Source organism: Gibbsiella quercinecans (genome assembly GCF_002291425.1).
GTDB lineage: Bacteria > Pseudomonadota > Gammaproteobacteria > Enterobacterales > Enterobacteriaceae > Gibbsiella > Gibbsiella quercinecans.
Window position 1 is genome coordinate 3,974,194 of sequence record NZ_CP014136.1, and the last position, 14,615, is coordinate 3,988,808.

Annotated in this window: 13 protein-coding genes; 8 read left to right on the forward strand and 5 right to left on the reverse strand. The window is 54.8% G+C overall.

What is annotated here, in order from left to right:
- Window positions 1-134: 134 nt before the first annotated feature.
- Window positions 135-1,043 carry a LysR family transcriptional regulator gene (locus ACN28Q_RS18275; RefSeq protein ID WP_095847644.1) on the reverse strand — a complete coding sequence of 303 codons (909 nt, stop codon included), beginning with the start codon at window positions 1,041-1,043 and terminating at the stop codon, window positions 135-137.
- A gap of 93 nt (window positions 1,044-1,136) precedes the next feature.
- Here ACN28Q_RS18275 and ACN28Q_RS18280 point away from each other — a divergent pair, with 93 nt between their 5' ends.
- The 4 genes from ACN28Q_RS18280 to ACN28Q_RS18295 all read left to right on the forward strand — a co-directional run bounded on the left by ACN28Q_RS18280 (window position 1,137) and on the right by ACN28Q_RS18295 (window position 5,742).
- Window positions 1,137-2,348, forward strand: coding sequence for a pyridoxal phosphate-dependent aminotransferase (locus tag ACN28Q_RS18280; protein WP_413541196.1), 1,212 nt, complete (start codon window positions 1,137-1,139; stop codon window positions 2,346-2,348).
- Window positions 2,349-2,359: 11 nt separating this feature from the next.
- Window positions 2,360-3,145 carry an SDR family oxidoreductase gene (locus ACN28Q_RS18285; RefSeq protein WP_095847646.1) on the forward strand — a complete coding sequence of 262 codons (786 nt, stop codon included), beginning with the start codon at window positions 2,360-2,362 and terminating at the stop codon, window positions 3,143-3,145.
- 40 nt (window positions 3,146-3,185) lie between these two features.
- Window positions 3,186-3,893 (forward strand): ribonuclease activity regulator RraA, encoded by a 708-nt coding sequence (locus tag ACN28Q_RS18290; RefSeq protein WP_095847647.1) that lies wholly within the window; start codon window positions 3,186-3,188, stop codon window positions 3,891-3,893.
- A gap of 616 nt (window positions 3,894-4,509) precedes the next feature.
- Window positions 4,510-5,742, forward strand: a complete 1,233-nt coding sequence (locus ACN28Q_RS18295) for an MFS transporter (protein ID WP_230469441.1) — start codon at window positions 4,510-4,512, stop codon at window positions 5,740-5,742.
- A 116-nt stretch (window positions 5,743-5,858) separates the two neighbouring features.
- Here the strand turns inward: ACN28Q_RS18295 and ACN28Q_RS18300 are convergent, their stop codons facing one another.
- On the reverse strand, window positions 5,859-6,791 hold the full coding sequence (locus tag ACN28Q_RS18300; RefSeq protein WP_095847649.1) for a LysR family transcriptional regulator: 933 nt from the start codon (window positions 6,789-6,791) through the stop codon (window positions 5,859-5,861).
- A gap of 215 nt (window positions 6,792-7,006) precedes the next feature.
- Here ACN28Q_RS18300 and pxpB point away from each other — a divergent pair, with 215 nt between their 5' ends.
- The 4 genes from pxpB (at window position 7,007) to ACN28Q_RS18320 (ending at window position 10,183) form a co-directional block, all read left to right on the forward strand.
- Window positions 7,007-7,843 carry a 5-oxoprolinase subunit PxpB gene (gene pxpB, locus ACN28Q_RS18305; protein WP_230469442.1) on the forward strand — a complete coding sequence of 279 codons (837 nt, stop codon included), beginning with the start codon at window positions 7,007-7,009 and terminating at the stop codon, window positions 7,841-7,843.
- Window positions 7,840-8,781 carry a 5-oxoprolinase subunit C family protein gene (locus tag ACN28Q_RS18310; RefSeq protein WP_095847650.1) on the forward strand — a complete coding sequence of 314 codons (942 nt, stop codon included), beginning with the start codon at window positions 7,840-7,842 and terminating at the stop codon, window positions 8,779-8,781. The genes pxpB and ACN28Q_RS18310 overlap by 4 nt, the downstream gene beginning before the upstream one ends.
- 230 nt (window positions 8,782-9,011) lie before the next feature.
- The gene (locus tag ACN28Q_RS18315) at window positions 9,012-9,797 is read left to right on the forward strand and encodes a putative hydro-lyase (RefSeq protein WP_095847651.1); all 786 of its coding nucleotides are present in this window, start codon (window positions 9,012-9,014) and stop codon (window positions 9,795-9,797) included.
- A 179-nt stretch (window positions 9,798-9,976) separates the two neighbouring features.
- Window positions 9,977-10,183 carry a DUF1737 domain-containing protein gene (locus ACN28Q_RS18320; protein WP_095847652.1) on the forward strand — a complete coding sequence of 69 codons (207 nt, stop codon included), beginning with the start codon at window positions 9,977-9,979 and terminating at the stop codon, window positions 10,181-10,183.
- A 92-nt stretch (window positions 10,184-10,275) separates the two neighbouring features.
- Here the strand turns inward: ACN28Q_RS18320 and ACN28Q_RS18325 are convergent, their stop codons facing one another.
- From ACN28Q_RS18325 to ACN28Q_RS18335, 3 genes are all read right to left on the reverse strand, one after another.
- Complete coding sequence (locus ACN28Q_RS18325) at window positions 10,276-11,478, reverse strand: MFS transporter (protein ID WP_095847653.1); 1,203 nt, start codon at window positions 11,476-11,478, stop codon at window positions 10,276-10,278.
- A 64-nt stretch (window positions 11,479-11,542) separates the two neighbouring features.
- On the reverse strand, window positions 11,543-12,850 hold the full coding sequence (locus ACN28Q_RS18330; RefSeq protein ID WP_095847654.1) for an MFS transporter: 1,308 nt from the start codon (window positions 12,848-12,850) through the stop codon (window positions 11,543-11,545).
- A gap of 116 nt (window positions 12,851-12,966) precedes the next feature.
- Entirely contained in the window at window positions 12,967-14,517 is a 1,551-nt protein-coding gene (locus tag ACN28Q_RS18335; RefSeq protein WP_095847655.1) for an FAD-dependent oxidoreductase, read from the reverse strand.
- Between the last annotated feature and the right edge of the window lie 98 nt (window positions 14,518-14,615).

Below are 14,615 nucleotides of genomic sequence, written 5' to 3' on the forward strand. Positions count from 1 at the left end.
ATGTTCATTTGCAGGGGAGGATTCCATTTTTGATGAAAAATAGTAATCACGAGCGGTAAATATTACAAGCCGTGGCTAACGCTATCTGCTGCTGCCGGGTGCGGGGTTTTTCCCGGCAGCGGCTAATCCGCGCCCTATTTTTTTCCGGCGGCCGGCTGAACCGTGCGGTGGTATTGCACGTGCGTATAGGTGGTAATCAGCTGTTTCAGCGTGGCTAGCGGTTCGTTCAGTTCCAGCCCAGCACGGTAGATCAGGCCGATATCGCGGTGAAAGGTATGTTGACCCAGATCCATCACCCGAATGGTCGCCGGCCAGCGTTGATAGGTGAGCGTTTGCGGCACCAGTGCCGTGCCAACGCCATGCGCCACCAATTGGACAATGGCATCCAGTTCGTCAACTTCACAGATCTCGTGCACCGACAGGTGCATTTCCCGGAGGAAACGATCAACCTGGCGGCCGCCAAACGACGTGCGGTTATAACGCACGAACGGCTGGCTACTCAGTAATTCAACCCAATCGTCGCCGGGAATGGAATGGGGCACCAGCAGGCGGAACGGCTCGCTTGCCAGCGTTGACCACTGCAGATCGCTGTGCAATGAAAAAGGGGGACGAATAATCGCCGCGATATCCAGCTCGCCGGCATCGACAAGATTAGCCAGTTCCATCGATAGCCCCGGCACTACGCGTGAACGGCATCCCGGATAGCTTTGATGAAATTTTGCCAGCACGGCGGGTAACAACGCGCATTGTACCGAGGCGATTGCACCAATATTAACCAGGCGGCTACCGGTATCCGGCGGGGGAACTGAGCCAAGATGATCATAGAGCTCCAACAGCGCTTGCGCCTGGCGCAGCACCTGTTCACCCATGGGGTTCAGATGTGCTGAGCGCCCCTTGCGCTCAAAAAGGGGAAAGCCCAGCCCGGCCTCCAGCCGTTGCATCTGGGCGCTGATTGCCGCCTGGGTCAGGCCGATTTTTTTACCGGCGGCGGCAAAGGTGCCTTCACGCGCGACGGCGAGTAGCGTTTTCAGTTCTCGGATCATTGATAGATTTTATTTGAGTATTTATCAAAAATATATTGATTTTATTATTGCTTATCAAGCCCTACGATGAAGTTCAGGTCTAAATCAAGGGGGATGGGTATGCAATTGCTGGGGCACCTGCTGGATTCAGTTAAGCCCTCTGCCACGCTGGCGATAACCCGGCAGGCAGCGGAAATGCGGCGAAATGGCATTGACGTTATCAGTTTGTCGCAAGGCGAACCGGACTTCCCAACGCCGGAGCATATTAATGCCGCGGCACGTGAAGCGATCGATCAGGGGTTAACAAAATACACCGATGTCGATGGCACGCCCGAACTGAAAGCGGCCGTTGCGCGTAAATTCGAACGCGATAATGCGCTGGTCTATGAGCGATCTGAGATCAGCGTCGGTACCGGCGGTAAACAAATTATTTTCAACGCCATGCTGGCGACGCTGGATCCCGGTGATGAAGTCATTATTCCGGCGCCGTACTGGGTTTCCTATCCGGATATGGTGCGGCTGGCGGGGGGAACACCGGTCAGCGTTAGTTGCGGTGCAGAGCAAGGGTTCAAGTTAAAACCGGAACAGTTGCACCAGGCGATTACGCCGCGAACCAAATGGCTGATTCTCAATTCGCCGGGCAACCCGACGGGCGCCGGTTACAGCGCTGATGATTTACGCCACTTGGGTGAGGTGTTGCTGGCGCATCCGCAGGTGTATGTCTTATCCGACGATATGTATGAGCACCTGTGCTACGACGGCTGGAAATTTGCCAATATCGCCGCAGAGGTTCCGGCGTTGCGCGAACGCACGCTGACGGTCAATGGCGTTTCCAAAGCCTATGCGATGACCGGCTGGCGCATTGGCTATGCCGGCGGCCCGAAAAAACTGATTGCCGCCATGGCGACGATTCAGTCACAAAGCACCAGTAACCCCTGCTCGATTGCACAGGCAGCCGCCTTGGCGGCGCTTGACGGCCCCATGGATTTTCTCGCGCCGCGTAATGAGATATTCCGCCAGCGCCGCGACTTGTGCCTGGCCAGTTTTAATGCGACGCCGGGATTATCCTGTCTGCGCCCGGAAGGGGCTTTTTACCTGTTTCCGTCCTGCCGCGGCCTGTTCGGCCGTACCACGCCGAATGGCGTCCTGCTGCAAAACGATCTGGATGTTTGCCGTTATCTGCTCGAACAGGCGCAGGTTGCGGTGGTGCCCGGCAGCGCTTTCGGCTACGAGGGCCATTTCCGTATCTCTTTCGCCACATCGACAGAGAAACTTGAACGCGCCTGCGAGCGTATTCATCAGGCGTGCAGCCAACTGAATCAATAAGGGGAAGGCAGATGGATTTAGGCATCGCGGGGAAACGCGCGCTGGTGATGAGCGCCGGCGGCGGGCTGGGCAGCGCGATTGCGTTGGCGCTGGCAAATGAAGGCGTGACGGTTTGCCTGGCCGATAAAAATGAAGCGGCGCTGGCGGAAACGGCAGAAAAAGTGCGTGCCCAGCAGGGCACCGCCCATGTTTTTAGCTGGGACTTAAGCGATGAGGCGCAATGGCGCGCTGGCATTGCGGCGCTGCTGGAGCGCGTCGGCGGCATCGATATCCTGATTAACAATACCGGTGGCCCGCAGCCGGGGCCGGCTTTCGGGCATGACAGCGCCATCTGGCGCAACGCCTTTGAATCCATGATTATCCCGGTTATCGGCATTACCGATATGCTGCTGCCGGGGATGCGTGAACGTGGATGGGGCCGGATTATCACCAGCACCTCCTCCGGGGTGATCACACCGATTGCCAACCTGGGGTTATCGAATGCGACGCGGATTTCTCTGCTCGGCTGGTCTAAAACGCTGGCGCGCGATGTGGCGGCGCAAGGGGTTACCGCGAATATTATCGTACCAGGCCGTATTGCTACGGCGCGGACCCGTTTTCTTGATGGCGCCCGGGCGAAACGCGAAGGGCGGGAGCTGGCCGATGTGGAAGCCGCAAGCACCGCCACCATTCCGTTAGGCCGTTACGGCCGCCCGGAAGAGTATGCCGATGCGGTGGCCTTTCTGGCCAGCGATCGGGCGGCTTACATCACCGGTACTACCCTGCGGGTTGATGGCGGCTTAATCAATAATATCTAACGGCCGGTGCGGTATTCCACCGGCTTACAGGAGATGGCATATGACCTTGTCTAAAGACGCAGCGGCGTTCGCTACGCTGGCCAATATTACGACGGCTACGCTGACCACACTGTTATTGAAGAAGGGGCTGCGCAACGTCTGGATCCGTGGGGCGTTCCCCCTCAAATCCGGTTTGCCTCGCACCATCGGGCGTGCTTTCACCGTCCGTTTTATTCCCGCCCGTGAGGATTTGGCGACGCCGGAATCCTGGAGTTCCCCGAAGTCGACGCGTGCGGCGATTGAACTGATGCCGGAAGGCTGTATCGCGGTGGTTGATGCCAACGGCGTACAGGACGCCGGGTTCTGGGGCGATATTCTGTGCGCGCGGATGGCTAAACGCGGCGTTGCCGCGCTGGTCAGCGATGGCGTCGTTCGCGATCGGGCCGGTGTACTGGAAACCGGTCTATCGGTGTGGGCACGCGGTGCCGCCGCGCCGCCTTCGGTAGCCGGGTTGACCTTCGTTGACTGGCAGCAGCCCATCGGTTGTGGCGGTGTTGCCGTTTTCCCGGATGACGTTATCGTCGCCGACCAGGACGGCGCGGTTGTGATCCCTGCCGCGTTGTTGGACGACATCGTCGAACTGGCCGTTGAGCAGGAGCGCCTTGAAAGCTGGATCATGGCCGAAGTTAACGCGGGCGCCGCATTGCCGGGGCTTTACCCGCCGAATGAAGAAAACCGCGCTCGCTATGAGGCGACGAAAAAACAGTAATTCTCTGCTGATAACATCGCGGCGGCTTGTGAATAATAAAGCCGCCGCCGTGTTTTAATGGCGTCTTTTAATTTCCCCGTAGTTCGCTGCATTTTTTATTTCCCCCATTGCACCCTCTATTTTCCCCGTTTTGGCAATATTGAATTGGCTGACTTTATACCCTAACTTGTCAAAAATATTGCTGCACCAGTACGGTGAAAATAATCGGTGATTTGCACCTGGCTGGGGATTACGGGTATTGATTATTACTTTATTTCTTTATCACCGCGGGTGGAAATATGTATTTTCTACCGCCTGATGCGATTTTTGCCATCAGTTCCGCCTTTTTATCGCCTTATCGGTGGTTGACTCATCGCGTTTGTTTATCAGTTATTTGATATACAAAACATTTTCCTGATTGGTCAGTCTGGTCCCGCCCTTGCATTTATTTAGGGTAGCTAATTGAGAACTAGCTTTGCGGGCAGCGAGCATGATGTCAGCGCTGTTCATCCTTAGCAGACAACCAGACGGGTGATATATGTCATATGAACTAGAGTCTGATTTTACTGATATACGCCAGGCCTCAGTGCCTGATCCGGCCTCAATACGGATCGCAAAACGTGCGGCGATAGCTTCCATGACCGGTACCGCGATTGAATATTATGAGTTTGGTATTTATGGGTTTATGGCGGTGATTATCGGGCCGCTGTTTTTCCCCGGAGATAATCCTGCGGCGGCATTGTTGTCTATTCTGGCGGTGTTCGGCAGCGCCTTCTTTATCCGGCCGTTGGGCGGTATTTTGCTGGGGCGTATTGGCGATCGCGTGGGGCGGCGGAAGGTGTTGTTGTTAACCGTGATTGGCATGGGCGGGGCGACGGCGGCGATCGGCATGTTGCCGGTGACCGCTTCCATCGGCATTGCGGCGCCGATACTTCTGGTTTGTTTACGCCTGATACAGGGTTTTTTTGCCGGCGGGGAGATTATTGGCGCGGCGGCGTTTGTTGCTGAATCATCGCCCACCGGGCGGCGGGGGTTTTATGGCTCATTTACCCCGGTTGGCGTGGCATTGGGCGGCGCGCTGGCGGCAATTATTTGTGGCCTGGTCACCACGATTCTTGATCCGCAGCAATTGCAGGCCTGGGGGTGGCGTATTCCATTTCTGTTGACGTTGCCGCTGGTGCTGTTTTCTGTCCATGTTCGTCATCAGGTGGAGGAAACGCCGGCATTCAAAAGGTTTATCTCCGGCAATAAAAAAGTGGTGCATACGCCCTTTATGTCGGTATTGCGCGAGCACTCTTCGGCGTTGTTTCGGGTGATTATGCTGACCTTTGGGCAAAATGCCGGCTACTGGATTGGGGTGATATTTATGAATATTTATCTCACCACCTATCTGGGATATGAAAAGAGCCATGTGTTTTGGTTGATGGCGGCACTGGGATTATGCGTGGCGGCGATGATGCCGTTTTGGGGCGGGCTATCCGACCGGCTGGGGCGGCGTAAATTATTATTAACCGGTTTTATTGGTTATGTAGTGATCGTTATTCCGATGATGTTGTTAATGGACAGCCACAATATTTGGATTGCTGCGCTAGCGATGTTGATTGCAACACTGCCGATGCCGATTATTCAGTCCGTGGGCTACCCAACGTATGCCGAGCAATTCCCGACGTCGGTACGTTATACCGCGATGGCGATCAGTATTAATATCGGGGCGATCCTCGGTGGCGGTATCACTCCGTATCTGGTCACTGCGTTGATCAATAAAACCGGTATGTTGTTGATGCCGGGCTTCTTTATGGCGTTCGCCGCATTCTGTAGCCTGTTCACCCTGCTGCGTATGCGTGACACGCACAATGATGTGTTGAAATAATAGGTGCATCCCGGCATGTGGGCATGCCGTGTTACTGGCGGCCAGCGTTGGATATAACATGGCGCCCCGAATTCGGGCACAAGACAACACCGGGCCAGCGGCGCCGTTGATGCGGGTTACTCGATAAATTTTATCCAGTGTTCCCCCTGCCGCTGGCAGTAATTTCGGCAGACGTTATGCGCGATGTTTGCCACATCGGCGATCAGCGGGGAGGCGTTTTTCATGTAGGAAATCGCAAGTTGGAACGGCGGGGAACCCGGTAACGCCAGCTCCTGTAATGCGTGATGTTCCAGCGGCTCTTTAACCAAGATCCCGGGCATGATCGCCACCCCGACGCCTTCGCGCACCAGCGCCACCAGCGTGGCCAGCGAAGGTGTGCCGGAAATGCGTAATTCGCTGGGGAGCAGGCCGTGTGCCGATGCCAGTTGTTGGGCGACGGCGACCGCGGATTCATAAGGCACTGAACCGCGCATTTGGGTCAGGAGCTGTTGACTTAAAATGTTGCGGACAAGATCATGCGTGGGGATAAGCCGGGGATGAGCGATCCAGTGTATGGGCAATTCGGCGATCGGCCGGGTGATGGCAAACGGATTATTACTTTCGTCGTCTTTAACCCGAATCAATAAATCAATGTCGCGCCGCATTAATTGTTCTTTCAGGTTAGTGGTGAGTTCGACCGACAGATCGAGAGTAACGTCCGCCATCATGCGGTTCATCTCTTTCATAAATTCTGGCAGGAACGTATGTACGACGGTTTCAATAATACCGATACGTATTTTGCTTTTTTCTCTGCTGGGGGATTTAGCCATGCGCTCCAGTTGCTGCGTCGATTCCAGCAAACGTTCGGCATAGGGCAATAGCCGTAAACCATCGGGGGATAATTGCAGGGTTTTATGATCCCAGTTAAACAGCACGACATTCAGTTCCGCTTCCAGCTTTTTTACACGCATAGAGATTGCTCCTGGCGTGGAATATAAGCGTTTGGCAACCTGACGGACACTGCCGATATGGGCTAACAATACAAAAGTCTCAACAAATCGCGTGTTCATTCATGCCTCTGGTTGGTGCAATGAATGCTATGGCCGGTAAATTTGCCCATGATGAGTGCCATAACGGTTAAATTTAGCTGAACAGATACTCAGATTATTCTGCGATAGACATCATAACCAGTCTATTCAAATAATAACAAAGCGTTTTATGGTTCCTGGAGTAAGAGAATGATATCCACTTTGCCTGCTTTTTTACTGATGTTTTCGCGGCTACGGTGAATGCCAGGGGAAGGGGATCTTTTTTATTTTGTCATCAGGTTTTGATTATGTTTAAACATGATAACGATTTTTCTTTTATGCCCGATGCTTCGGCGGAGTTCCCTTGGGCTGGCGGCGGTATTGTTGCTTCCGGCGACAGCTGCGTCATTCTCGAATTTTCTTCAATATTTTGCCCCGAGGCTAATCATCAGGCCGCCAACGCCGCGGCCATGCTAACCGCGGCGAAACAGGCCGGCAAGCTAATCGGCGTTTTGGATATCGTCCCGGCTATGGTGACGGTTGGGGTTCACTACCTGCCTGAACGGATCCGCTGTGGCGAGGGCGAAAGCTCGCCCTATAAGGCGCTCTGCCGGCAGATTATTGCAGTTTTGCAGGCGCCTTTCTCGGCGACGCTTCAGCCGCCGCGGCAAATCGACATTCCGGTCTGTTACGGTGGTGCGTTCGGGCCCGATCTTGCTCAAACGGCGGCGCTTTGCGGCTTGTCGCCGGCGGCCTTAATTGAAAAACATACCGCACACTGGCTGGATGTGCTGATGCTGGGGTTTGCCCCGGGGCATGCTTATATCGGCATGTTGGATAGCACGCTGAACCCCCCGCGACGCGCGACGCCACGGACGCAGGTGCGGCAAGGCAGCATTGGCATCGCGAATCGGCAATCGGTTATTTATCCGATGGATTTGCCTGGCGGCTGGAACATTATTGGCCGGACGCCGTTAACCGTGTTTGCGACTGACAGGGAAGAACCATGTTTATTCCGTAATGCCGATCGCGTGCGGTTTGTGGCGATCGATGAACCGACGTTTTATGCCATGGCACAGGAAGCGCAGCGATGAGTATTCAGGTTATTAAACCGGGTTTATGCACCACCCTTCACGATTCGGGGCGCTATGGGCATCAGCATTTAGGCATTCCTGTCAGTGGGCCGATGGATGAGGTGAGCCACACCGTGGCCAATCTGCTGGTGGGGAACCCCGGCAGTTGCAGCACGCTGGAAGTCACCCTGGTCGGGCCGGAGCTGTTGTTCCAGTCGCGTTGCCTGATGGCGATCGCCGGGGCCGATCTTTCCGCCACGCTGGATGGGCGGGCGATACAACCCGGCGTTGCGGTGCGGGTGGAAGCCGGCAGCATATTGCGCTTTGGCCAGCGAATATCCGGCGCGCGCGCCTATATTGCGGTACATGGCGGCTATCTGATCCCGCCGGTATTGGGCAGTTGCAGTACCTATCGCCACGGCGGTTTTGGCGGCATGGCCGGCCGCCCGTTACAGGCCGGGGATCGTATTGCGATTCCGTCTTCGTTCAAAAATGCATTGCCGCGCTTACCGCTGCCGCGTAGCCTGCGGGTCGATCTGTTGGCGGCCGCGCCGATCCGGGTGATCCCCGGGCGGGAATGGCGCTATTTTACCGAACAAGCCCAGCAGGCGCTGACGGAAAAGGATTACCAGATCTCCAGCGCGTCGGAGCGCATGGGCTATCGGTTGAGCGGCGCCGCGTTGCCGCTGCGCGAACCGCTGGAGCTACTTTCAGAAGCCGTTGCCTTCGGCACTCTCCAGGTGCCCCCCAGCGGCCAGCCGATTCTGTTGATGGCCGATCGTCAGACCACCGGCGGATACCCCAAAATCGCGCATGTCATCAGCGTCGATTTACCCCTGTTGGCCCAGCGTCTGCCCGGGGAGACGATCCATTTTACCTGGTGCGATCTTCATCACGCGCAGGCGTTGCGGACTGAACGCGCCCGCCTGCTTGATTCATTGGCGGAATATTATGGTTAAGCGGGGTTTTATCTACTCCCCGCCCAGGCGTTGATACGTAATATCTTTATTATTGGCGGCATCTTGGCATAAACAATGAAATAAATAAGGCTGCTGTTGTGCAATGGCACAATATTGGTGCAGGCATTGTCTATAAATATTAAACAGCCATCGTGATTATTTCTGGTTAGACATCACGCCGTAGCTGCAAAAGAATAAGGCTTCCCATAATTGATTATCAGGTGATGATAATGGCTACGATTTGGCATAATCCGGCGGAGTTCCGTCAGGCCGTTCGGCAACGGCGTTTTACTGTCCCAACGGCCGGGCAGTGCCCTGGATATACCCAGGGTAATCTGGCGGTTTTGCCGCACAAATATGCTGATGCGTTTTTACGCTTTGCCCGGCTTAACCTTAAATCCTGCCCGGTGATCGGCATGACGGAACCGGGTAACAGCAAAGTACCGGAGCTTGGGGATGTTGATATCAAAACCGATTTCCCTTCCTATTATGTGTTCCATGATGGCAAACGCGTCGCCGAGGTGGAAAATCTGCACGATGTCTGGCGTGACGATTTAGTCGGTTTTGTTATTGGTTGTTCCTATTCATTTGAAGATGCATTACTGGACGCCGGGATCCCGATCCGCCATATCGAACAGGGCACCAATGTGCCGATGTATATCACCAATATTGCCAATGGCCGGGCAGGCGATTTTGCCGGTAACATGGTGGTGAGCATGCGCCCAATGACGCCAGCGCAGGCCATTCGTGCGGTGCAGGTTACCTCGCGTTTTCCTGATGTGCACGGTGCGCCGGTGCATCTGGGGGATCCTGCCCTGATCGGCATTAGCGATATCGACGCGCCTGATTTCGGTGGCCGTTCGCTGATTAACTCGGGTGAAATCCCGGTATTTTGGGCATGCGGCGTTACGCCGCAGGAAGCCATTCGTTCCGCCGGCCTGCCGTTTGCGATTACCCACGCCCCGGGCCATATGGTGGTGACGGATATTCGCAATAGCCATCTGGCGGCATTTTAACGCGGGCGCCCGTAAGCAAAATAAATCAGCCGTTGCCCGTCAATATGCACTTTGCCGCTGCCGGCGATGAAGCAGATGTTGACGGCAACAACAGGATGCTTATTCTGAACCGTGTTCGTTTTTTATTCAGGTTGGGCCGGCCCTTAACCACGGCACCGACGAAAAATGGAGGTCACAGAATGAAAGCTTACCGATATATCACCGGGCCAGATGATGCTGAGTTTTGCCAACGGATTACCAAACTGCTGAACAATGGGTGGGAAATCGCCGGCCCCGCCACGTTAACATTCGATACTGAACGAAAGCGCGTTATCTGCGGCCAGCCGATAACCAAGGAGATTTCCAGCCTGGAATATACGGATGATGTCGATCTGAATGCCATTTGAGAGGGTCCTTGGCTATACCGCCGGGCCGCTAAAAGGATAACGGCGTTACCTGCAACCCGGGTCATAGCGTTCATCGGCCTGGCGCCGGCTATTTACCTGCGTTGAGATTTCGCCGCCCTGGTTCCGCTAAGGCACATCAGTAAGGCAATCGAGGCCAGTAGAATGAATCCGCCATGCCAACCGCCGCTCAATTGATGGATCATCCCGACCACAATCGGCCCGGTTGAGGCCACGATGTAGCCAACGCCTTGCACAAAAGAGGAAATTCGGCGGTTTTCATCCAAATTGCCGGCGATGTCGATGACCAACGTGAAGACCACCAGAAAGCCGCCTCCGGCGCCGATCCCGCCGCAAATTATCCATAGCGGCCACAGGCCGGGATAAGCCAACAGCCCGGCCGGCATACAAAACCACGCCAGGCCCACGATAAGAAAGCGCGTAGCCTTGGAAAAATGCGCGGCCGAACCCAGCCAGGGGATGCCAAAGCAGCCGAGGATACCGAGGATCTGAAACAGTGAGGCCGCCATACCTGCGCCGCTGGTATTCATATTTGCGGCGTGTTTCAAATAGTCCGGCAGCCAGGCGGTCATGGCGTAAAACAGGAATGTGTGTGCTGAAAATGCGATGGCCAGTAACCAGACCACCGGGCGGCGCCATACTTGCTCTGCGCTTGCCCGCTGGGACGGCGTTTGCTCAACGGCCTCCCGTTGGGAAGAAGAGAAGGGCGGCTGCATGGCCGCCGGTGAGGAATGCTTAACATGGTTGGCCGCCAGCCATAGCATGATGGCCAGTACGGCCAGCCCGCTCCAAACGGCCAGCGCGGCGCGCCAGCCGATCACCGCGGCTAACGGCGCTGTCAACGCGGCGGTCAACATGGCGCCGATGCTCATCGACATGACATATAACCCGGTAATCAGGCTCGAGCGGTGCTGGAAATCCCGGGCGATTACCATCAGGCTGGCGATGTTGCCAAGCGTCAAGGCCGCGCCAAGGAGCAATGTCCCCGCCAAAACCAGGCTTAATCCATCAGCTGAACGCAGCAAGGTTCCCAGCGTCACGCCGAACAGGGTGACATAAATGGCCTTCTCGATACCTACGCGCGCAATGATCGCTGACGCGACGGGCGCCAGTGCGCCGAAGCACAATACTGGAATCGTCGTCAGTAATCCCGCCAGGCCTGAATTAATATGCAGATCGGTCTTAATGAACTCAATCACTGATGGCAATGATGTCAGCGGCGCCCGCAGATTCATCGCCAATGTGATAAAGGCAAACAACAGCAGTGAATGATACATATGTTTTCTCTGGCCTTTAGTCACACCGGCAGTATTCCGCCCCCGCAGAGGACTGCCTCTGGTTTCAATTTTTGTTTGCTTCCAGCGTAGGATGGCTCTCTTTTTGCTCTTTGCGGCGATTCAGGAAGAGCGAAAGGATTAATCCGATGAGCGCGACCAACGCAATAATATTGATAATGCTAATATAATTACCCGTGGCGGCCAGTGCCTTTGCCGAGACGAACAGGCCGACGGTTCCCCCGAATGAACCTATGCCCAGCCACAGCCCATTCATGCGTCCAACGATGCGATGATCGTAAGATTCCGCTATTTTAGCCTGTAGCATTGGCATCAGCATACCGATACCGAAGCCCGGCAGAATCAGGCACAACATCAAAATCGCTTCCTGACGATAAACTTGCTGGAATTGAATCGCGCCGTATACGGTGGTCAATACCATGGCGACCATGATGATGCCTCCGGGCCGGCCATTGAAATATTTGCCGGCGATATATCCCCCGACCACGGGAGCAATCACCGAGGCCACCTGTAAAACGGCCGTCAGGCTGCCGCCCGCGATGGGCCCTAGTCCTAAACCAATGGGTTCGGGTTCTGAAAAATAGGAGGGCGTCAGGCTAAAGACGGACTGCAGGGCCCAGTTGGCGGCGAAGGTGGCCGCGATACCAATCCAGGTATATCGGGAAAGCAATGCCGCTTTGAATAAGCCTTCACCGGGGGCATTGTCAGCGATTTCGTCGGTGCCAGGCGCCTCATCCATCAGTAATGGTGCCTTATTTCTGGCGATGCTAAAAATAATCAGGCAATAAATTAGCGAAACCAGTGCAAAAAGCGAGATGGCCGCCATGGATAATTTCCAATTACCCAACAAGGTGTAGATCACTGGTGCAATCACAACGCTCAACATGGCGCCGAGAGGAATAAACGCACCGGTGATCCCTAATGCAAACGCCCTCTGTTTTCCCGGGAACCATTGCATTATCAGCGGCACCGTTGCCGCCATACAAAAACCGACGGCACACCCTTGCAGAATGCGAATAATGGCCACGCTGGCGTAGGAATTGCCAACCCATAGCGTCGCCAGTGTTGGCACAAATGACAGGATAATACTGACGATAATCGATATTGCTGGGGTGAATCGGTCAATAAAGGGGCCGCTGATAAAGAAGGAGAGGTTAGAAAACAGCATAAAATAGGTCATCAACTGCACCGCTTCGGGAAACGCGATCCCCAAATCCTTGGCGATGACGCCAAATAATGGCGCGTAAGACATAGCGGCAAGCTGGAAAGATACGCCGGCCAGGCAGCATCCGGCGAGTATTGCCCAGCGTATTGATGGATAAGGCGATTGTTGTGACGTGTGGTGAGCACTCATACTGATTACTCCTGGTACCCGCGCGCTATCATTAATTATTAATGCGGCGCGGTTGTTGGATAGGGCCAGTTCACAATGCGTGTTGTTTTACCCCCCCAGAGGCCGGGGGGGATGGCTTATTGTTTCGCCAACTGTTCGCCCAGCACATAGCTCAAGGTGATAGCGCGGCCGTGGCTTAACCCTGGCGCCATGAGAGGGTATTCGCTGGCGAAAAAATTACCCTGTATGTTGCCAGCCGCATAAAGCCCTGGGATTTTGTTGCCGCTGATATCAAGCACCTGCATGTCGGGATCGCAATCAAGGCCCCCCACGGTTACGAGCAGGTGGGAGCGGATCGGCACGGCGTAATAGGGTGGCTGTTCGATGGGGAACATCAGATAGGGTTCTTTGTTAAAGTCCGTGTCTTTACCGCTATGCGCCATTTCGCTGTATCGTTTGCAGGTTGCGACGAAGTTATCGACGGGTACGCCTATCTGTTGCGCCAGCGCTTCCAGCGTATCGGCCCGGTAGAGGCGGCCTTTGTCGGCATGGGCGTTCAGCACGTCAATGGGCTCGGTCACCGGGCCGTCAAAGCCGCTCTGGAATGTTTGATGATCGCTCTCATATCTGGCGTCGAAAATCGCCCACGCCAGCTGATTGGGTTGGCGGAAGCGGCCGTTAACCAGGCTCTGGTTAGGCAACGATTCACTTTGGAAGCGTTTGCCAAACTGGTTAACGTGCATGAACGATTGGTTGCCGCACATCAAATCAACATGAAAACCGGGAATGGTATGCAGCATCACCGGATGCGGCCAGTTTTGCAGGCCGGCGCCTATCCACAAGGCCTGGGCCAACGTTTCACCTGCATTGCCGCCCTGGGGATTATAGGTTTTGATTTCGGCTTTATTGATGATTGGGCACCAGGCATCGATCATCGCTTGGTTTTCAGAGTATCCGCCGCTGGCCAATATCACGGCTTTGGCCGCCGTGAATTTCACAGCGTGCCCATCCTGTGTTTGGCCGATTACGCCGCTTACCCGGCCATTGTCTTCACGCACAATTTGCTCGCTGGCGACGTTGTAGTAGAAGGCCACCCCCAGTTTTTTACACTGATCCTCGATAAAGCCGAGAAATGCCTGCTGGGTAGGGATATATTCATTCCCCGTACTGATCTTCTGGTCCGCACGTGCAAAAATATGCGCCGTCGGGTATTGGCGGTAAAGGTCCGGATACTGTTTGGCCACGCTAAACGCATCGGCGAGAGCGATTTTCATGCCGTTGGCTTCACACAGATCGATGTAGTGATCGAATACCCGGCCGCTTTGACGTACCCATATAGACAACAGTTCAGGATGCACTTTGTTATTGGCGAAACGGATGAGATCGGCAAAAATCAGGTCTTCATCAATCTCTTTGCCGGATTGAAGTTGCAGTTTGCTATTGACGGCGCCGTTGTCCATCCCTCGGGCAGAGAAGGTGGAGAATTTTTCGACTACGGCGACTTTCAGCCCGTGTTCCGCTGCTGAATGGGCGGCAAACAAACCGGCGCAGCCCGCACCGATGATGACAACATCGCTTTCGACAATTTGCGTGATTTCATTATCAGGGATTGGCTGGGGCGGCGTGTCCCAGCCAGGGACAGGCAGATGGTTTTCTGGCTCTTGCCATTTATTGTATGAATTGATCATTTTTTCCTCTTAACTTTACTAATCGGTTAGCCGGAGATTAACCGGAAATGATAAATAAAAATGTTAAGCAATTATCGCTATGCAAACGTCAATGTCTG